General features: G+C 70.9%; 14 protein-coding genes and 1 tRNA gene. 4 read left to right on the top strand and 11 right to left on the bottom strand.

Annotated elements, in window-relative coordinates:
• Positions 1–95 precede the first annotated feature (95 nt).
• From ASG71_RS13800 to ASG71_RS13785, 4 genes are all read right to left on the bottom strand, one after another.
• A complete protein-coding gene (locus tag ASG71_RS13800) occupies positions 96–719 on the bottom strand; it encodes a 50S ribosomal protein L25/general stress protein Ctc (protein ID WP_056740262.1) in 624 nt (207 codons plus the stop codon).
• A 295-nt stretch (positions 720–1,014) separates the two neighbouring features.
• Complete coding sequence (locus ASG71_RS13795) at positions 1,015–1,995, bottom strand: ribose-phosphate diphosphokinase (protein WP_056740260.1); 981 nt, start codon at positions 1,993–1,995, stop codon at positions 1,015–1,017.
• 5 nt (positions 1,996–2,000) lie between these two features.
• Positions 2,001–3,485 carry a bifunctional UDP-N-acetylglucosamine diphosphorylase/glucosamine-1-phosphate N-acetyltransferase GlmU gene (gene glmU / locus ASG71_RS13790; RefSeq protein WP_056740258.1) on the bottom strand — a complete coding sequence of 495 codons (1,485 nt, stop codon included), beginning with the start codon at positions 3,483–3,485 and terminating at the stop codon, positions 2,001–2,003.
• A 219-nt stretch (positions 3,486–3,704) separates the two neighbouring features.
• Positions 3,705–3,776, bottom strand: a tRNA-Gln gene (locus tag ASG71_RS13785).
• Between the two features lie 222 nt (positions 3,777–3,998).
• Between ASG71_RS13785 and ASG71_RS13780 the strand changes: the two genes are divergently transcribed.
• A complete protein-coding gene (locus ASG71_RS13780) occupies positions 3,999–4,598 on the top strand; it encodes a TetR/AcrR family transcriptional regulator (protein ID WP_056740256.1) in 600 nt (199 codons plus the stop codon).
• Positions 4,599–4,872: 274 nt separating this feature from the next.
• Here ASG71_RS13780 and ASG71_RS13775 read toward each other — a convergent pair whose 3' ends face one another.
• From ASG71_RS13775 to ASG71_RS13755, 5 genes are all read right to left on the bottom strand, one after another.
• Positions 4,873–6,702 (bottom strand): ABC-F family ATP-binding cassette domain-containing protein, encoded by a 1,830-nt coding sequence (locus tag ASG71_RS13775; RefSeq protein ID WP_056740254.1) that lies wholly within the window; start codon positions 6,700–6,702, stop codon positions 4,873–4,875.
• A gap of 82 nt (positions 6,703–6,784) precedes the next feature.
• The gene (locus ASG71_RS13770) at positions 6,785–7,747 is read right to left on the bottom strand and encodes a 4-(cytidine 5'-diphospho)-2-C-methyl-D-erythritol kinase (protein ID WP_056740252.1); all 963 of its coding nucleotides are present in this window, start codon (positions 7,745–7,747) and stop codon (positions 6,785–6,787) included.
• Positions 7,748–7,796: 49 nt separating this feature from the next.
• Positions 7,797–8,636: a 16S rRNA (adenine(1518)-N(6)/adenine(1519)-N(6))-dimethyltransferase RsmA gene (gene rsmA / locus ASG71_RS13765; RefSeq protein ID WP_056740773.1), complete on the bottom strand. Its 840-nt coding sequence runs from the start codon at positions 8,634–8,636 to the stop codon at positions 7,797–7,799.
• 205 nt (positions 8,637–8,841) lie between these two features.
• Positions 8,842–10,023: a resuscitation-promoting factor gene (locus ASG71_RS13760; RefSeq protein WP_200948002.1), complete on the bottom strand. Its 1,182-nt coding sequence runs from the start codon at positions 10,021–10,023 to the stop codon at positions 8,842–8,844.
• A 282-nt stretch (positions 10,024–10,305) separates the two neighbouring features.
• Positions 10,306–11,232 carry a TatD family hydrolase gene (locus ASG71_RS13755; RefSeq protein ID WP_056740247.1) on the bottom strand — a complete coding sequence of 309 codons (927 nt, stop codon included), beginning with the start codon at positions 11,230–11,232 and terminating at the stop codon, positions 10,306–10,308.
• A gap of 162 nt (positions 11,233–11,394) precedes the next feature.
• Here ASG71_RS13755 and ASG71_RS13750 point away from each other — a divergent pair, with 162 nt between their 5' ends.
• From ASG71_RS13750 to ASG71_RS13740, 3 genes are read left to right on the top strand one after another with little or no spacing between them, the layout of a single operon-like run.
• Entirely contained in the window at positions 11,395–12,477 is a 1,083-nt protein-coding gene (locus ASG71_RS13750; RefSeq protein ID WP_056740244.1) for an AAA family ATPase, read from the top strand.
• A gap of 14 nt (positions 12,478–12,491) precedes the next feature.
• A complete protein-coding gene (locus ASG71_RS13745; RefSeq protein WP_056740242.1) occupies positions 12,492–13,862 on the top strand; it encodes a DUF58 domain-containing protein in 1,371 nt (456 codons plus the stop codon).
• The gene (locus ASG71_RS13740; protein ID WP_056740240.1) at positions 13,859–16,354 is read left to right on the top strand and encodes a DUF3488 and DUF4129 domain-containing transglutaminase family protein; all 2,496 of its coding nucleotides are present in this window, start codon (positions 13,859–13,861) and stop codon (positions 16,352–16,354) included. Before ASG71_RS13745 ends, ASG71_RS13740 begins: the two co-directional genes overlap by 4 nt.
• On the opposite strand, the gene ASG71_RS13735 is transcribed toward ASG71_RS13740, so the two are convergent.
• Together ASG71_RS13735 and rsmI are read right to left on the bottom strand one after the other, a co-directional pair.
• Positions 16,351–17,850: an NAD-dependent succinate-semialdehyde dehydrogenase gene (locus ASG71_RS13735; protein ID WP_056740238.1), complete on the bottom strand. Its 1,500-nt coding sequence runs from the start codon at positions 17,848–17,850 to the stop codon at positions 16,351–16,353. The genes ASG71_RS13740 and ASG71_RS13735 overlap by 4 nt on opposite strands.
• 212 nt (positions 17,851–18,062) lie before the next feature.
• Positions 18,063–18,989, bottom strand: a complete 927-nt coding sequence (rsmI, locus tag ASG71_RS13730; protein ID WP_082575184.1) for a 16S rRNA (cytidine(1402)-2'-O)-methyltransferase — start codon at positions 18,987–18,989, stop codon at positions 18,063–18,065.
• Positions 18,990–19,017: the final 28 nt, after the last annotated feature.

Here is a 19,017-nt window from a genome sequence, read left to right as displayed (position 1 = left end):
TCCTTCGGGGCAGGGCGCCGGGCCGGGGGCGGGCCGGGCGGAGACGACGGCGGCCGGGCCCCACTGGGACCCGGCCGCCGGAGGATTTGCCGGAATTACTCGGCAGCAGCCTCGGACTGCTCTTCGGCTTCCGCGCCTTCGGCCGGAGCGGCCTCTTCCGCGGTCTCTTCTTCCTCGACGATCTCGACGGCCTCGGAAACGTTGACGACCAGGGCGTCGGCGTCGGCCAGCAGGACGGTGCCCTTGGGCAGCACGACGTCGGAGGCGTGGATGTGCTCGCCGGCGGCGCGGCCTTCGACGCTGACCTCGACGGCGGTCGGCAGGTGGGTGGCCTCGGCTTCGAGCGAGATGGTGGTCGTCTCCAGGTTGTGTACGTTGCCCGGGGCGACCTCGCCGGTGACGTGGACAGGCACGTCGACGGTGACCTTTTCGCCCTTGCGGACGGTCAGCAGGTCGATGTGCTCGACGATCTGCTTGATCGGGTTGCGCTGGATGTCCTTGACCAGGGCGAGGCGCTCTTCGCCGTCGATGTCCAGGGACAGCAGGGCGTTGGCCGTGCGGACCGCGAGCGTCGTGGCCTTGGCCGGGAGGGTGATGTGGACCGGCTCGGCGCCGTGGCCGTAGATGACGGCGGGGATGCGGCCGGCCATGCGGGCGCGGCGGGCGAAGCCCTTGCCGAATTCGGTGCGTACTTCTGCTGCGAGCTTCTGCTCAGACATGGATATCTCCTGTGGGTGATCGGTGTAGCAAGGGCGGAGGTCTGTCAGCGACCTTCAACGCCGGGCGGCATGGCCGCCCTTCAGAAGGAGATTCAGACCCAGTCGATAACGGAGACCAGCAGTTCGGCGGAGTTCGCTCACGCGGCCCGCCGGCGCTCTCCCTCGCCAAGGTATCGCCCTCGAGTCTAGCAGTGCCGGGCCCCGTCGCGAAAACGGGGCCCGGCACCGGCGCCAGAGGCCGGGGTCCCGGACGCCGGAGTTCCGGCGGCGCCGGACGCTGCGGCGGTGAAGCCGGTTAGGCGTTGCCGTCGAAGAGGCTGGTGACCGAACCGTCGTCGAACACTTCGCGGATGGCCCGGGCAATCAGCGGCGCGATCGAGAGCACGGTCAGCTGCGGGAAGCGCTTGTTCGCGGCGATCGGCAGGGTGTTGGTGACTACGACCTCGCGGGCGCCGGACTCGGCCAGGCGCTGCGCGGCGGGGTCGGAGAACACGGCGTGGGTGGCCGCGATGATGACGTCCTTGGCGCCGGCGTTCTTCAGCACCTGGACGGCGCCGGAGATGGTTCCGCCGGTGTCGATCATGTCGTCGATCAGCACGCAGGTACGGCCCTCAATCTGGCCGACGACGGTCTTCGAGACGGCCTGGTTCGGCACGGTCAGGTCGCGGCTCTTGTGGACGAAGGCCAGCGGCGCACCGCCGAGGCGTTCGGCCCACTGCTCGGCGACCCGGACACGGCCGGTGTCCGGCGACACGACGGTGACGTTGTCCGAGCCGACGCGGGTGCGGATGTAGTCGGCGAGCAGCGGGATCGCCATCAGGTGGTCCACGGGACCGTCGAAGAAGCCCTGGATCTGTGAGGTGTGCAGGTCCACGCTCATGATGCGGTCGGCGCCGGCGGTCTTGTACAGGTCCGCGACGAGGCGGGCCGAGATGGGTTCGCGGCCGCGGCCCTTCTTGTCCTGGCGGGCGTAGGGGTAGAAGGGAGAGACCACGGTGATGCGCTTGGCGGAGGCCCGCTTGAGCGAATCGATCATGATCAGCTGCTCCATGAGCCAGTTGTTCAGCGGTGCCGGGTGCGCCTGGATCACAAAGGCGTCGGTGCCGCGGACGCTTTCGCCGGCCCGGACGTAGATCTCGCCGTTGGCGAAGTCATAGGCATCCAGCGGCAGCAGCTCGGTTCCCAGCTCCTTGGCGATCTCGCGCGCCAGTTCGGGGTGCGCGCGCCCCGCGGCGAGCACCAGCTTCTTTTCGCCGTGTGCCGTAATTTCGCTCATGATTGCTAGCCCTCTTCTGTCGATGCCGGAGTACTGGAAGCTGTGGGGGCGGCGGCCTCGGCCAGCGCCGCGGAGATGGAGCCCGGGCGGTGCGAGACGACCCAGCCCTCGGAGTTGCGCTGCTTGGCCAGCGACAGGGCCAGGGCGCCCGCGGGAACGTCGTTGCGGATTACGGCGCCGGCGCCGCTGTAGGCGCCGTCGCCGATCTGGACGGGGGCGACGAAGACGGTGTTGGAGCCGGTGCGGACGCCGGAGCCGATGATGGTCCGGTGCTTCTTCTCGCCGTCGTAGTTGGCGGTGATGTTTCCGCAGCCGATGTTGGTGTCCTCGCCGATTTCCGCGTCGCCCGCGTAGCCGAGGTGGGACAGCTTGGAGCCGCGGCCGATGGTGACGTTCTTGGTTTCGTAGAACGCACCGATCTTGCCGGTTTCGCCCAGGACGGTACCCGGGCGCAGGTAGGTGAAGGGCCCGACGCTGGCGTTTGCGCCGATGACCGAGCCGGAGCCGTGGGTGCGGATGACCTTGGCGCCCTCCCCCACCTGCACGTCGGTCAGGGTGGTGTCGGGGCCGACGACGGCGTCGCGCGCCACCGTGGTGGTGCCGTGCAGCTGGGTGTTCGGCAGCAGGCGGACGTCCTCGTCGAGCGTGACGGTGGCGTCGATCCAGGTGGTGGCGGGATCGACGACGGTGACGCCGGCCCGCATCCAGGCCTCGACGGTGCGCCGGTTGTGTTCGGCGCCGAGGGCGGAGAGCTGGACCCGGTCGTTGGCCCCCTCGACCTGCCAGCGGTCCTCGGTCACGACGGCGGCGACCCGGCCGCCGGCGGCGCGGGCCAGGGCCAGGACGTCGGTGAGGTACTTCTCGCCCTGGGCGTTGTCGGTGGTGACCTGCGCCAGCGCGTCCCGCAGCACGGCGGCGTCGAAGGCGTAGATGCCCGAGTTGATTTCCCGGATGGCGCGTTCGTCGTCGCTGGCGTCCTTGTGCTCCCGGATGCCGGTGACGGTCCCGTCGGTGCCGCGCAGGATGCGGCCGTACCCGGTGGCGTCGTCGAGAACGGCGGTGAGCACGGTGACGGCGTTGCGGTCCGCTTCGTGGGCGGCGACCAGTTCGGCGAGCAGCTCGCCGGTGAGCAGCGGCACGTCGCCGTAGGTGACGACGACGGTTCCGGCCAGCGGGCCGTCGGGGTGCCGGGCGTCGAGGGCGTCGAGGGCGGCTTCGACGGCGCGGCCGGTGCCGGGCACCTCGTCCTGGTCCACGATCAGGGCCTGCGGGTCGATCTCGGCGATATGCCCGGCGACCAGGTCGCGTTCGTGCCGGACGACCAGGGCCAGCTCCCGCGGGGCGAGGGCCCGGGCGGCGTTGAGCGCGTGGCCGACGAGCGAGCGGCCGCCGATCTCGTGGAGGATTTTGGGGGTACGGGACTTCATCCGGGTACCGGCGCCTGCAGCTAGGACGATGACGGCCGCGGGGCCGGTCTTCTCGGGGCTCACGTACGGGCTCTCCTTGCTCAGCGGCCTGGTTCGGTGCCGCTGTTCGATCTCGGTTGACCCGGGGCGACAGCCAGGTGGTCCACCTCGTTGCCGGCTCCGCGCGGCCGCGCCGGACCGCGTACCGGTCGCGGCATCCTCTTCATCCTACTGGACGGCCGCGGTCCGGTTCCTCCGCATGCGTCCACGAGGCCGGATCCGGCGGGCGGGCCGCCGGGCCAGTTCCGCCCATAGGACTCGAACCTATACTCCACGGCTCCAAAGGCCGGGGTGCTGCCATTACACCAGAGCGGACCGTGCCACGGCGTCTAGCCTGTGGCACAAGAGCCAATTCTGCCACGAACGCCGCGGCTCGTGCGACTCCGGACGGCGGCCGGCTGGCGGCCGGGCTGCGGCCGGGCTGCGGTGCCGGTAGGGCATGATGGAGCTGTGAGCAACAGCGCAGGCGTGTCCGGAAGGGCGGACCTCCCTCCCGGCGGACCGGGCCGGGCGGCAGGACAGCTGCCGAGGGCCCGGATGACCGGGGCCCAGCGCCGGGCGCAGCTGATCGGCGTGGGCCGCGGCTTGTTCGCCATGCGCGGTCTGGACGGCACTACCATCGAAGAAATCGCCGGCGCCGCCGGGGTCTCAAAGCCGGTGATCTATGAGCACTTCGGCTCCAAGGAAGGCCTGTACACCCAGGTGGTGGACCACGAGTTCCGGATCCTGCTCGGCGCGATCAACGACGCGCTCTCCGAGGAGGCCAAACCTCGGGTGCTGGTGGAGCGGGCGGCACTGGCGCTGCTGGGCTACATCGAGGACCGGACCGACGGTTTCCGGATCCTGGTGCGGGACGCTCCGCCCTCCCAGCCCGAGGGCGCCTTCTCCTCGCTGCTGTCCCAGGTGACGGCACGGGTCGAGTACATCCTTGCCGACGAGTTTGCGCGCCGCGGTTTCAGCGCCGCGGATGGTGCGATGTATGCGCAGATGCTGGTGGGGATGGTCGCGATGACCGGCCAGTGGTGGCAGGACAGCCGCACCCCGGACAAGCGCGAGGTTGCCGCGCACTTGGTGAACCTGGCTTGGAACGGACTCACCGGGCTGCGCAAGGACCCGGAGCTCCAGGTCGACGGGTAGGGCGTGCCCTGCCCGGGCCGGGCCGCCCGGGCGGCGGGAGCCCGTCCGGCGTCGGACATGCCCAGCCCGTGCCGCGAACATTGGGCATAACGCACTCTGCCCAGTCCCCGGCCCACCCACAGGACATGCCCGTCGGGGCACACCGAGTTGGAAGCACGTCCGGCGTCGGACATGCCCAGCCCTTGCCGCGAACATTGGGCATAACGCACTCTGCCCAGTCCCCGGCCCACCCACAGGACTTGCCCGCCGGAGGTGGCCGCCCGGGCGGAGCCGGCTACTCGCCGAGGACCTCGGCGGCCTCCAGCCACTCCATTTCCAGTTCCTCGCGTTCGGCGGCGAGTTCCTGCAGCTTGGTGTTCAGGGCCGCCAGTTCGTCGAACTTGCTGGCATCGCCGGCGCCGGCGGTCATCTGGGCGTGGATCTTGTCTTCCTGCTGCTTGAGCTTGCCCAGCTGGCGGTCGATGCGGTTCTTCGCCTTGCGGGCGTCCCGCTTCTCAGCCTCGGACGGCCCGGCTGCTGCGGGGGCCGAACCGCCGCCGGCGGCCGTGACGGGGTTTCCGCCGCCGGTGATGGTGGATCCGGCCAGCGCAGCGTCTCGCAGCTCCAGGTACTGGTCCACGCCACGCGGGAGGGCGCGGATCTTGCCGTCGCCAAGGAGCGCCATCTGGTGGTCCGTGACGCGTTCCAGCAGGTAGCGGTCGTGGCTGACCACGACAAGCGTGCCCGGCCAGCCGTCCAGCACGTCTTCGACGGCGGCCAGGGTGTCGGTGTCCAGGTCGTTGGTGGGCTCGTCGAGCATCAGGACGTTGGGCTCCCCCACCAGCAGGCGCAGCAGCTGCAGCCGGCGGCGCTCCCCGCCGGAGAGGTCCTTGACCGGGGTCCACTGCTTCTCATTGGTGAAACCGAGCTGCTCCACGAGCTGGCCGGCGGTGAACTCCTTGCCGCCGACATTGAAGGACCGCTTCTCGCGCTCGATCACTTCGATGACCCGCAGGTCCTTGACGTCGTCGAGCTCCTTGACCTCCTGGCTGAGCACCGCGGTCACGACGGTCTTGCCGCGCTTGACCTTCCCGGACGTCGGCTGGATCTCGCCGTTGAGGAGCTTCAGCAGGGTGGTCTTGCCGGCGCCGTTGACGCCGACCAGGCCCAGCCGCTCGCCCGGGGCAAGCCGGAGCGTGATGTTGTCGAAGAGCTTCCGTCCGGCGTCCCCGCCCAAGAAGTCGAGCGAAACATTCTCGAGGTCCAGGACATCCTTGCCGAGCCGGGCGGTGGCCATCTTGCTCAAAGCCGTCGAGTCGCGCGGCTCCGGGACATCGGCGATCAGGGCGTTGGCCGCCTCGATCCGGAACTTGGGCTTGGCGGTGCGGGCCGGGGCGCCGCGCCGCAGCCAGGCGAGTTCCTTCTTGACCAACTGCTGCCGTTTGGATTCGACGACGGCGGCCGTCCGGTCCCGCTCGGCGCGGGCCAGCACGTAGGCGGCGTAGCCTCCCTCGAACGGGTCCATGATGCCGTCGTGGATTTCCCAGGTCTTGTTGCAGACTTCATCGAGGAACCAGCGGTCGTGGGTGACGACGAGGAAGGCCCCCTGGTTGGCCCGCCAGCGCGTCTTCAGGTGCCGGGCCAGCCACGCGACGCCTTCGACGTCGAGGTGGTTGGTCGGCTCGTCGAGCATGATGACGTCGTGGTCTTCGATCAGGAGCTTGGCCAGCGCGACGCGGCGCTTCTGGCCGCCGGAGAGGGCGTGGACGTTGGCGTGCCAGTCGACGTCGGACACCAGGCCGCCCATGATTTCGCGGATGCGGGGGTTGCGGGCCCATTCGTAGTCGGCCTGGTCGCCGACGATCGCGGCCCCGACGGTGAGGTCGCCGTCGAGCACGTCGCTCTGGTCGAGGTAGCCGATGTTGACGTCGCCGCGTTTGGTGACCCGGCCGGAGTCCGGGGTGGAGCGCATGGCCAGCAGCCGCATCAGGGTCGATTTGCCGTCGCCGTTGCGGCCCACCATGCCGATCCGGTCACCCTCTTCAAGGCCGAGGGTGATGCCGTCGAGGACGGTGCGGGTTGCATACGAAACCGTGAGGTTCTCGCCGCCGAGCAGGTGTGCCACTGGGAACTGCTTTCCTAGATGAAATGGGTCGGGCCGGCGCTTCGGGGCCCGCGGTGAACTGACGTATATACAGTCAAAGTTACTAAAGGAGCGTATCGGAAATGATCCGCGCGCCGTGCACCGGGCCGTGCACCGCCTGGGCATCGAGGCCGTGGTGGCGCAGCTCCCCCGCGAGCCCCTCGGCCGCGGCCGGGCCGTGGGCCAGCAACGCCACGGTGGGGCCGGAGCCGGAGACGATCCCGGCGATCGCGCCGCAGGCTTCCCCCAGGCCGAGCACGTCGCGCAGGCCGGGGGCCAGCTCAATCGAAGCCCGCTGCAGGTCGTTGACCAGGACCCGGCTGAGGGCGTCGGCGTCGCCGCCGAGCAGCGCGGCGAGGACGCGCGGATCCACCGCTGCGGGTTCCTCGATCTCAGCACCCTCAGCGGCGCGCAGGCGGTCGAGGGTGCGGAAAACCTCCGGTGTGGACAGCCCGAAATCTGCCGTGACCAGCACCCAGTCCGTCTGGGCCTTGACCAGCGCCGGGGAAAGTTCATCCCCCACCCCGAGGCCGACGGCGGTGCCGCCGAGCAGCGAGAAGGGCACGTCGGCGCCGAGTTCGGCCGCCAGGTGGGCCAGCTCGTCGCGGGAGAGCCCGCTGTTCCACAGCGCGTCGCAGGCCAGCAGGGTGGCCGCCGCGTCGGCCGAGCCGCCGCCCATCCCGCCGGCAACCGGGACGCGCTTGGTGATTTCGAGGTGGACGCCGGTGGAATGCTCTGACACGTCCGCCATGATGGCCGCGGCCTTGTAGGCCAGATTGCGTTCGTCGAGCGGGATGTCGACGCCGTCAAGGTCCAGGGTGCTGGCCGGGCTGATGCTGACGGTGATCCGGCCGGTGTCCGTGCTGGTGGCGGCGACTTCCTCGTAGAGCGACACGGCCAGGTAGACGCTGGCCACCGAGTGGTAGCCGTCCGCACGCAGCGGCCCTACCTCCAGTGAGACGTTCACCTTCCCCGGCGCCTTGACCCGGACAGTCCTCGCCGAAAAGCGCCCTCTCACTGCGTTCATGGCTCCACGCTATGGCATGGCAGGCTGAGGCTCCAAGCAAGGGTGGCGGTCAGGACGCGGACCTGGCGTGGGCTTCGGCGATCCGGGCGAACGCGGCAACGTCCAGCACCTCACCGCGGGCCGTCGGGTCGACGCCGGCGGCCCGGAGGCAGCGTTCGGCCTCGGCGGCGCTGCCGGCCCAGCCGGCCAACGCTGCCCGGAGGGTCTTGCGGCGCTGGGCGAAGGCCGCGTCGATGACGGCGAACACCTCTTCCCGGCTGGCCGTGGTGGCCGGCGGTTCCCGGCGGGTGAAGGCCACCAGTCCGGAGTGGATTTTCGGGGCCGGCCAGAAGACGTTCATCCCGATCACGCCGGCCTTGCGCATCCCGCTGTACCAGGCGGCCTTGACCGACGGGACGCCGTAGGTCTTCGTGCCGGGGCCGGCCGCGAGCCGGTCGGCCACCTCGTCCTGCACCATCACCAGGCCGTGGCGCAGGCCCGGGAAGTGCTGCAGCAGGTGCAGCACGACCGGCACGGCGACGTTGTACGGGAGATTGGCTACCAGCGCCGTCGGCTGCACCGGGAGTTCGGTGACCTTCATCGCGTCGGCGAGGACCAGGTGGAAGTCCCCGACGGCGTCCGGGCGCCAGCGGGCGACCGTGTCGGGAAGCTTCGCGGCGAGGACCGGGTCGATTTCGACCGCGACGACGGACCGGGCCGCGTCGAGCAGGCCGAGGGTCAGTGAGCCAAGGCCGGGGCCGACCTCCAGGACGGTTTCGTCCGGGCCGATGCCGGCGGCCGCGACGATGCGGCGGATGGTGTTGCCGTCGATCACGAAGTTCTGGCCCAGGGTCTTGGTCGGCCGGACCCCGATTTCCTCCGCCAGCCTGCGGATGTCGGAGGCGCCCATGAGCGGAGCGGGGCCGGCGGCGGGCGGGGGCCCGGCGGCCCCGGCGGCGGAAGCGGTCGGTTCAGTCACCTAGGTATCCTATCCCGCGGCCGGAGAGCCCGAAGGCCGGTCCCGCGGTGCGGAACCGGCCTTCGATGATGCAGTCCCGCCGTGGTCGGGCGGGTGAACCGTGGCGGTGTGTCCGGCCCGGCGGCCGGATCAGGGACTAGCTGGAGGCAGCCCAGCCGCAGCCCCAGGGCTGGAGGCCGCGCTGCGCGTAAACGCGGTTGGCGATGGCGATCTGCTGGGCCTTGGAAGCCTGGCTGGCGTTGGGCGCATACGCGCCGCCGCCGGAGCCGAGCCAGGTCTGGATGTCGAATTGGAGCCCGCCGTAGTAGCCGTTGCCGGAGTTGATCGACCAGTTGCCGCCGGACTCGCACTGGGCGATCTTGTCCCACATGGCTTCGTTCATCATGGCGGGGGCCGCGGCGCCGGTGTTGGCGGCCGCCTCGACCTTGGGTTCTTCCTTGACCTTGGTGCCGACGGCGATCTTCTCGGTGACCGGCTCACGGGTGATCTTCTGGGCCACCAGGGTCCGGGAGGCGATCCGGCCGTCGACCAGGACCAGCTTGAAGCTCTTACTGATGCTGCCGGCGGCACCGGCCTGGGTGACCTTCTGTTCGCCCTTGAGCATGTCGGCATCGGCGGAGGTCAGGGTCTCGAACGGGATCGCTTCGGTGGTGGACGCGGTCTTGGTCAGGTCGACCCGGGAGACTTTGACCACCATGTTGTTGACCACCGGGGCATTGCGGGGCTGCGAGATGCGGTCGCTGGCACCGAGCTTGATGCCGGCGTCGGCCAGCAGCCCGTTCACGGTGGCCTCCGTCGTCGTGGTCTTCGTGGCCTTGCCGTCGGCGACCAGGGTGACGGCCTTCGGGGTCGAGATGCTGACGAAGGATCCCGAGACGGCGAGCTGGGCGTCCTTCGGGACGGAGACTTCCGAGGCGCTGGCGAGGCCGAGCTCAGTGACGAGGCCGCCCACCGTCGGCGACGTGGTGCTGATGGTCCGTTCCGCACCGTCGACGCTGACCTTGACGTCCTTGGCGAGGTTGACGTTGATCACCGCGCCGTCCTGCACACTGGAGTCCGCCGCCGGGGAGACCTTATCGGCCGGCTGCAGCTCCACCTTGGCGGCACGGACCACCTGGCCCACGGTGCCGCCGAAGGTTTGGACGGAGCTCACTTTCCCGTCGACGTTGAGGGTGACCGTCTTGTTGTTGCCAACGAAGGCGACCAGGCCGAGCACGAGCGCAACGAGCACTACCAGCTGCGAACCGACCTTGACGAAACTGAACTTGCCGTCCGATGTGAAGAACTTGACCACGATTGCCCGTATCTTTTGGACCATCCGGGCACGGGGAAAAGTCCACGCGTCTCCCCGGCGCGAACACCCTAAGGGCAGGTCCGGACCGGGTCCGGATGTTCGCGGAAAACGCGGGCACCGCCTCACCGCCAAACGAGAGCGCACACGTGGATTTGTGGGCCACGGTGCGCGTCCGTCGGTGGTGAAATTCTCCGAAGGCCTTCCCCGACCCCGGCTAATAGTTGACCACTGTAACCGTAGCGTTATAAAGCGGCCAAGAATTTGTGCATACCCGGTATGTTTCCAGAGTGACGGGAAGGACTGGTTTTAGTCCCAGGATCCGTACGCCCGCACCGTGTTTTCGGCCAGCCGGGCGCAGAGTTCGGACAGGTCCCGTCCTGTCAATTCGGCCATGGCGCGGACCGTGTACGGCACCATGTAACTGGCGTTCGGCCGGCCCCGGTGCGGGTGCGGGGTGAGGAACGGGGCGTCCGTCTCGACCAGGATCCGGCCGGGCTCCGCGAGCGCCAGGGCGGCGCGCAGGTTCGCTGCGTTCTTGAAGGTCACGGTGCCCGCGAAGGAGAGGTACCAGCCCTCCTCGTTACAGGTCCGGGCCAGCTCTTCGTCGCCGGAGAAACAGTGGAATACCACCGTCTCCGGGGCCCCTTCCTCGCGCAGGACCTGCACGACGTCGTCGTGGGCGTCGCGATCGTGGATCTGCAGCGCCAGGCCCAGCCGCTTGGCGATGTCGATGTGACGGCGGAACGAGTAGCGCTGGTGCGCCAGCCCCTCGCCTTCGGTGCGGAAAAAGTCCAGGCCGGTTTCACCGATCGCCCGGACCCGGGGGTGCCCGGCCAGTGCCTCGATCTCGGCGAGCGCCTCTTCCAGTTCGCCGCGGGCGGCGTAGTGCGGGGCGTCGTTGGGGTGCAGGGCGACGGCGCCCAGCAGCCTGGGGTCCTGCTCCACCGCCTGGACCGTGAAGCGGGACGATTCAAGGTCGCAGCCTACCTGCACGGCGCCGCGGACGCCGACGGCCTGCGCGGCGTCAAGGGCCTCCTTGATGCCGACCGCCGGCCGCCCCCCGGCGTCGCCCCCGTCGGGGAAGTCCAGGTGGGTGTGATTGTCGAACACCGCGACGGGCAGCGGTTCCGGCGCCGGCGGGTAGGGTTTCCGGCCGGCGGATGCCTTGCCGGTCCCGTCGGTGCCGGTCTCCCCGGGCTCGCGGTAGGGGGCGGGGGTCAGCGGATCGCACATTCTTCCAGCCTAGTCCCGGCCGGGTCAGGGAATTACCCCGGAACTCTCTGTCTGCTTCGGCAGTTGTGTTAGTACGCTAGGACCAAACAGGCGGATACCAGGGGCGGGACCGGGCATAGTCAGCCGCTCCGCCGGAGCCGCTCCAGGGCTGAAAGGCTGCCGATGGACTACCACCGAAGCACCTCCGTGGACGAAGCGCTGCCGGAACCGGAGGGCTTCGCCGGTGCCCGCTCGCCTGCCCCCGCCGCGCCGGCGCTCCCCCCGGCCATGGAGCCCGCGGCGTTCCATGCCGCCACCGAGCGCATCCTGCGCGCGATCAACACGGTGATCGATGGCAAGGCGGAAGCGGCCCGGCTGGCGTTGACGGTACTGCTGGCGCAGGGCCACCTGCTCCTGGAGGACGTGCCGGGCGTGGGCAAGACCTTGCTGGCAAAGACGCTCGCGCGCACCATCGACTGCTCGGTAAGCCGGATCCAGTTCACCCCGGACCTGCTGCCCTCCGATGTCACCGGCGTCTCCATCTACAACCAGGCCTCACGGAGGTTTGAGTTCCGGCCCGGGGCGGTGTTCGCGAACATCGTGATCGGGGACGAGATCAACCGGGCGTCCGCGAAAACCCAGTCGGCCCTGCTGGAGTGCATGGAAGAGCACCAGGTCACGGTGGACGGGGAATCGTACCGGCTGGATGAGCCGTTCATGGTGGTGGCCACCCAGAATCCGATCGAGATGGAAGGCACCTATCCGCTGCCGGAGGCGCAGCGTGACCGGTTCATGGCCCGGATTTCCATGGGTTATCCGGACCGGGATGCAGAGCTGGAGATGCTCGAAACGCACCAGGCCACGTCCCCGCTGGCCCGGGTCACGGCCGTGGTCAGCGCCGACGAGGTGGCGTCCATGATCGCCACCGTGCAACACGTTTACGTCTCGCGTGCGATCAAGGAGTACACCGTGGCCCTGGGCCGGGCTACCCGGGAGAGCGGGATGCTCCGGCTCGGCGCGAGCCCCCGGTCCATGCTGCAGCTGCTGCGGGCGGCGAAAGCGACCGCAGCCCTGGAGGGCCGCGACTTCGTGTTGCCCGACGACGTCGTCAGCGTGGCCGAACCGGTCCTGGCACACCGGATCATCCTGGACCGCAAGGCCGCCGGCACCGGCGAGACGGCGCAGAGCGTTATCAGGTCCATCATTGCGAAGGTCCCGGTGGTACAGGACAACGTGCGGCCCGCCGCCCCGCCCGCCGGACGTTAGGGGCGGACGCGGCCGTGGCGTTGCTGGACCGGTTCCCGGGGCACATCTTCAGCTCGCGCGGCTGGGGCCTGCTGGCCGCGGGCGTCGCATCCCTGCTGGCCGCCCAGCTGCTGGGCCGTCGTGACCTGCTGGCGCTGGCCCTGCTGCTCCTGATCCTGCCGCTGCTCTCCCTCGCCGGAACCCGGGTGCTCAAGCCGCGGTTCCGGGTGTACCGCGAGTTTGATCCGTCTCCGGTGGTGACCTCGGCCACGACGACCGTCCGGCTGGCGGTGGCCCGCACCGGACCCGGGAGCGGCCAGGCGCTGATGGAGGAGCAACTGCCGGCCAGGTTCGGCCACTCCCCGGTGTTCCGTTTCCCGGCCCGGAGCGCCGCCGGCGGGACCAGCCGCTACGAATACCAGCTCCGCAGCGCCAAGCGCGGCCAGTTCCTGATCGGTCCGGTCACGGCGGAATTCAGCGACCCCTTCGGGCTCTCCGTGCACCGGCACGCGATCGACGGCGGCGATGTCCTCACCGTGACGCCCGCCGCGGTGGACCTGCCGGTGACCGGGCTGGCCGGCGCCCGCGGCCACGACGGGGTCACGGCCACGCGCATCCGGGCCAACCCGAGCGACGACGACGCGATGACCCGCGAGTACCGCCACGGCGACCCCATGCGCCGGGTGCACTGGGCGGCAACGGCCCGGCACGGCTCCCTCATGGTGCGGCAGGAGGAGTCCGTGACGACCCCGGAGGCCACGATCATCCTGGACCAGCGGTTCCATGCTTACGCCCAGGGCGCCGGCTACGTCTCCGGCGGGTCCCGGGCCGACGGCCATGACCTGGTCAGCAGCGACACCTTCGAGTGGGCGGTGACCGCCGCGATGTCCATCAGCGCCCACCTCGCCGAACGCAACTACGCGCTGCGCTGCCTCGACGCGGCGGGTGGGCCGGCCTTCCTGCATTCGCCCTCGGCACCGGAACCGGCGGCCGACGAGTACAGCGGAGCCGGCGGCCTGCTGTCCATCGCCGAGAGCCTGGCCGCCATCGAGCTCAGCGGCTCCCGCCACGCCGCCCCGGACGCCGAATCGGGAGCCTTCGATGACCGGCTCATGGACAAGCTCGCCGCGCACCGGCTGCGGGGCCCCATCCTGGCGGTACTGGGACGGCTGACGACGGCGGAGGCGCGGGCCCTGGCCCCGGCCGCCGGCTTCGGCGCCAACGCCTTCGCCCTGCTGGCCACCGACCGGCCGGCGGAGGCCGCCGCCGTACTGGAGATCCTGCGGCGCGGCGGCTGGCGTGCGGTGGCCGTGTCCCCGGCGACGCCCCTGCCGGCGGCGTGGTCGACGTTCGATGAGGCCGGCAGCCCCTCCCCCGGGGTCCGGCCCGAGCAGGTGCGGCGATGACCCTGGCGGCGCAGCGCAGCACGGCCCCGGGGCCGTCCGGGGCGGGCCCCGAAGTTTCCGCCGGCGCGCCCGGCGGCGGCCGCACGGCGCGCCTCGAGCCCTGGGTGATGGGCGTGGCCGTCGCCGCCGCCGTCGCGGGCGCGGCGCTTGGACTCAACGGAGTGCTGCGCGGCTGGGCGTGGTATCCGTCCGTACTCACCACGGTCGTCGCCGTGGCGATGGCGATGGCGGGCCTGCGGGCCCTGCGGTTGCGCGGAGTAGTCGTTGCCGCCGGCGGCCTGGCGGCCCTGCTCTTCGTCCTGACCAGCACGTTCTTCCGGCAGCACAGCATTGCCGGGTTCATCCCTTCTCCCGACACCGTGGCCCAGCTGCCCCGGTACCTGCGCCGTGCCAGCGAAACCGTGCTGGCCGAAAGCTCGCCGGTGGCGCCCAACGCCGGCATCGTCCTGCTGGCCTGCGGCGTGCTGGGCCTGCTGGTGATCCTGGTCGACACGCTCGCCGTCCCGCTCGCGCTGCCGGCCACCAGCGGCCTCGGGATCCTCGCCATCCTGGTCGTACCAGCCATGGTGAAGCCGCAGAGCGTCGGGTGGCTGGGCTTCGCGGCCGCCGCGGCGGGGTACCTGGCGATCCTCGCCGCCAGCCACTGGTTCCACCCGAACTCCCGGACCCGGGTGGACACCGCGCGCGGGCCCGGCCAGCTCCGCCGCGCCGCCTGCACCGGTGCCGCGGCCCTGGTGCTGACGCTGGTTTTCCAGCTGGCCATCCCCGGCTTCGACCAGGGCCTCTTCCCGCAGGGCTCGCGGCTGAACCCCTGGGGATCGGCCAGCGGCCTGAACCCCATGATCAGCCTGGGCAACAACCTCCGCGCCCCCAGCGGCGACGGCCGGATCACCTACGCGACCAGCGCCACCCAGGCGCCGTACCTGCGTTCGGTCACCGTGGACAACTTCGACGGCGACGCGTGGTCCCCCGATGACCGCGACGCCGGCAGGCGGATCGGGACCGGCCGGATGGACCCCGGCACCGACTCCGCCGCCGAGGAACAGCTGCGCGTGGTGACCGCCGTGAATGCAGGCCAGTTCACCAGCCCGTACCTGCCCGTGCCCTACGCCCCGGAGTCGGTGAACGGCCTGACCGGCCGCTGGAGCTGGGACCCGGCAACGTTGAGCATCAAGGGCGTGGACACGAACTCCCGGAACCAGCAGTATGTGGTGACGTCCGTCGTTCCGCGGCTCTCCCGGGCTGTGCTCGCCCAGGCGGGGTCCGGGGCCGAGGGGGTGTCCGAGACCTTTACCCGGGTCCCCGCCAACGTGCCGCCAATCGTGCGCCAGCGCGCCGAGACCGTCACCGCGGGCAGCACCACCAGCTACGCCAAGGCGATGGCCATCCAGACGTACCTGCGCTCCGCCGAATTCAGCTACTCGCTCCAGTCCCCTGTGCAGAACGGCTACGACGGCAACGGCCTGTCGGTGCTGGCGGACTTCCTGGCCCAGAAGAGCGGATACTGCATCCATTTCTCCTCGGCCATGGCCGTGATGGCCCGGTTGGAGGGCATCCCCAGCCGGATCGCCGTGGGGTATGCGCCGGGCCGCGCCACTGGGGCCACGGTATCGGTGGCCGGGCGGGGTGCCCTGCCCGAGTACGAGGTTGATGCCCGTGACGCGCACGCCTGGCCCGAGTTGTATTTTGAGGGCGTGGGCTGGGTGGCCTTTGAACCGACCCCTTCCCGCGGCGTGGTGCCCGCGTACGCCGCGGAGCCCTCGGCCCCGAGCGGAGCCAGCACCAACGAGAACAACGACGGGCTGATTCCCGAGGCGGACCCCCGGCCCTCAGCGGCGCCGGCTCCGGCACCGCTGCCGGTGCCCGCCGTCGGACAGGGCGACCAGGCCGCCGGCCGGCTGGTCCCGGTGTTGTACGCAACCGGCGCTGCGGCCCTGCTGGCGCTGCTGCTGGCCTCCCCCGCCCTGGCGCGCGCGGGGATGCGGCGGCGCCGGCTCAAGGCCGCCGGCGGCCCGGACGCGGCAGCGGCAGCATGGGACGAACTGCAGGACCTCGCCGCCGACTACGGCGTCCCGCCGCACGCCAGCGAAACCCCGCGGCACTTCGCCGCCCGGCTCCGGGGATCCGCGGCGCTGGGCGGACCCGGAAGCCGTGACGGCGAGGCGGCGGCCGCGGTGTCCGCGCTGACCGGTGACTTTGAGCGCTGGCGCTACGGCCGGCCCGACGCCTCGCCCGCATCCGGGGATCCGGCCGCCGACCGGCTCCTGCTGGTTCGGCGCCGGCTGCGGGAGCGGGCCACGTGGTGGGCGCGGCTGCGCGCGCTCTGGCTGCCGCCGTCGCTCGCGGCCCGCTGGCGGCACCGGGCCGCCGGGCCGCGCCTCGCGGTCACGGGACTGGCCGGACGGGCTGGATTGGCCGGGAAAACGCGGAACGGCGCCGCGCGGCCCGGGTCCGGGCTCCGCGGCGCTGCGCGCAGGCTACGCGGGCGCTAGCCGGCGTAGGGGTCGGCGATGCCGACGTACTGGGTGTAGAGGTACTCCTCGATGCCTTCCAGGCCGCCTTCGCGGCCCAGGCCGGACTGCTTGACGCCGCCGAACGGGGCGGCGGCGTTGGACACGACGCCGGCGTTCAGGCCCAGCATGCCGGTTTCGAGGCGTTCGCCCATCCGCAGGCCGCGGTTGAGGTCCTTCGTGAAGACGTAGGCCACCAGGCCGTATTCGGTGTTGTTGGCCAGCCGGACCGCTTCATCCTCGGTGTCGAAGGTGATGATCGGGGCGACGGGCCCGAAGATCTCCTCGGCCAGGATCCGCGTGCCCTCGGTGACACCTTTGAGGATCGTGGGCTGGTAGAAGTAGCCCGGACCCTCGACGGCGGAGCCACCGAGCACCGTCACGGCACCGGAGTTCACCGCGTCCGTGACGAGCTCGTGGACCTTGTCCCGGCTCTTGGCGTCGATCAGCGGCCCGACCTTGGACTCGGCCTCGGTGCCCCGGGCCGTGGTCATGTCCTTCATCTTGGCGGCGAACTTCTCCGCGAATTCGTCCGCGACGGACTCGTGCACGATGAACCGGTTCGCCGCGGTGCAGGCCTCGCCCATGTTCCGCAGCTTCGCCAGCATCGCCCCGGCCACGGCGGCGTCGAGGTCGGCGTCCTCGAACACCACGAACGGGGCGTTGCCGCCCAGTTCCATCGAGGTCCGCAGCACCGTCTCGGACGCGTCGGCGAGCAGGCGGCGGCCCACCTCAGTGGAGCCGGTGAAGGAGAGCTTGCGGAGCCGGGAGTCCTTGACCAGCGGGCCGGTGGTGGCGCCGGCGGTGGAGGTCGGGATCAGGTTCAGCACGCCGGCCGGGAGCCCGGCTTCGAGCATGACGGCGGCGAAGAGCTGCGAGGTCAGCGGGGTCAGGTTCGCGGACTTCAGCACCATGGTGCAGCCGGCGGCGACCGCTGGGGCGACCTTGCGGGTGGCCATGGCCAGCGGGAAGTTCCACGGCGTGATCAGCAGGCAGGGGCCTACGGGCTTCTTGGTCACCAGGAGCCGGGACTTCCCGTCCGGGGAGACCGAGTAGCGGCCGAACGCGCGGACGGCTTCCTCGGAGAACCAGCGCAGGAACTCGGCGCCGTAGGTGACCTCGCCGCGGGCTTCGGCCAGCGGCTTGCCCATCTCCAGGGTCATCAGCAGGGCGAAGTCCTCGGCCCGCTCGGTGACCAGGTCGAAGGCGCGGCGCAGGATTTCGCCGCGCTCCCGCGGCGGGACCTTGGCCCAGGACTCCTGCGCAGCGGCGGCAGCGTCGAGGGCGGCCGCGCCGTCCTCGGGGCCGGCGTCGGCCAGGCTCAGCAGCACCTTCCCGGTCGCCGGATCCTCCACATTGAAGGTCTTCCCGGACGCGGCCGGACGCCACTGTCCGTCGATCAGCAGGCCCGTCGGCACGGAGGCCAGCAGCGCGGCCTCACGCTCCGCGGTAACGGTGGGCTGGGCAGTTACAGTCACAATGACTCCCTCGTCAGCAATGGGTTCGGAATTTCTGGACGGCTCCGCGCGGCTGGTGCCGCGGGGCCGGGCTACTGCCACGGTACTGCCGGATTCTTCGGGGTGTCTACGCTTGCGCGCACTAGGCGCGGCGCCTTCCGCTGTGCAGCTGCACAAGCACGGCAAGCCTGTGCCAAGGCGGGGCCGGGGCGTCGATCGGGCGGCCGGCGGCCCTAGCGGGCGGCGAGGACGGCCGCGTAGAGCTCCCGCTTGCTGACCCGGGTGTCGTCGGCGACGGCGGCGACGGCTTCCTTGAGCCGGATGCCCTGCGCGATCAGCGCGTTGACGGCGGCAACGTGGTCTTCCGGCCTGCCGGGCTCGCGCTCCGGCGCGCCGCCGACGACGACGGCGATCTCGCCGCGCACCTCATTGGTTTCGGCCCATTCCAGCAACTCCCGCAGGGTGCCGCGGATGACTTCCTCGTAAGTTTTGGTCAGTTCGCGGCAGACCGCGGCGCGCCGGTCGGCGCCGAACCGCTCGTGCAAGGCGCGGAGCATGGGCTCAAGCCGGTGCGGGGCCTCGAAGAACACCATCGTCCGCCGCTCGGCGTCGAGGTCCGCCAGCCGCGAGGCGCGTTCCCCGGCCTTCCGCGGCAGGAAGCCTTCGAAACAGAAACGGTCCGTCGGCAGGCCGGACAGCGCCAGGGCGGTCAGCACGGCGGACGGGCCGGGCACGGCGGTGACCGTCAGGCCGGCCGCGACAGCGCCTTCCACCAGTCGGAAACCGGGGTCCGAAACCGAGGGCATGCCGGCGTCGGTCACCATGACCAGCGTCTTGCCGGAACGCACCTGGTCCAGCAGGTCCGCGGTCTTCGCCGCCTCGTTGTGCTCGTGGTAGCTGATCACGCGCCCGGCCACGGTGACGCCGAGGCTCTGTACCAGCCGGTGCAGACGCCGGGTGTCCTCGGCCGCGACGATATCCGCTGTCTCAAGCAGTTCGATCAGCCGGGCGGAAGCGTCGCCGACGTTGCCGATCGGGGTGGCGGCCAGGACGATCCGGCCCGGGCCGCCGGCCGCCTGCGCAGCGTCTGCCGGGGCTGTTTCTGCCGGAGCGGCGTTCTCGGAGGCGGGCGCGGGGGAAGTGCTCTGATCGGAATCCACACCACCAGCCTACTGCCGCCGGGCGCGC

The organism is Arthrobacter sp. Soil763 (assembly GCF_001428365.1).
In the GTDB taxonomy this organism is placed as follows: Bacteria; Actinomycetota; Actinomycetes; order Actinomycetales; family Micrococcaceae; genus Arthrobacter.
The sequence above is the reverse complement of the archived record's forward strand: the minus strand, read 5'-3'. Positions and strand labels throughout refer to the sequence as shown.

Coding starts and splice junctions, on each gene's coding strand:
- ASG71_RS13755 (WP_056740247.1), bottom strand. CDS start 11,232: ATGTGCGATCCGCTGACCCCCGCCCCCTACCGCGAGCCCGGGGAGACC.
- ASG71_RS13740 (WP_056740240.1), top strand. CDS start 13,859: ATGACCCTGGCGGCGCAGCGCAGCACGGCCCCGGGGCCGTCCGGGGCG.
- ASG71_RS13750 (WP_056740244.1), top strand. CDS start 11,395: ATGGACTACCACCGAAGCACCTCCGTGGACGAAGCGCTGCCGGAACCG.
- ASG71_RS13770 (WP_056740252.1), bottom strand. CDS start 7,747: ATGAACGCAGTGAGAGGGCGCTTTTCGGCGAGGACTGTCCGGGTCAAG.
- rsmA (WP_056740773.1), bottom strand. CDS start 8,636: ATGGGCGCCTCCGACATCCGCAGGCTGGCGGAGGAAATCGGGGTCCGG.
- ASG71_RS13760 (WP_200948002.1), bottom strand. CDS start 10,023: ATGGTCCAAAAGATACGGGCAATCGTGGTCAAGTTCTTCACATCGGAC.
- ASG71_RS13780 (WP_056740256.1), top strand. CDS start 3,999: ATGACCGGGGCCCAGCGCCGGGCGCAGCTGATCGGCGTGGGCCGCGGC.
- ASG71_RS13800 (WP_056740262.1), bottom strand. CDS start 719: ATGTCTGAGCAGAAGCTCGCAGCAGAAGTACGCACCGAATTCGGCAAG.
- ASG71_RS13795 (WP_056740260.1), bottom strand. CDS start 1,995: ATGAGCGAAATTACGGCACACGGCGAAAAGAAGCTGGTGCTCGCCGCG.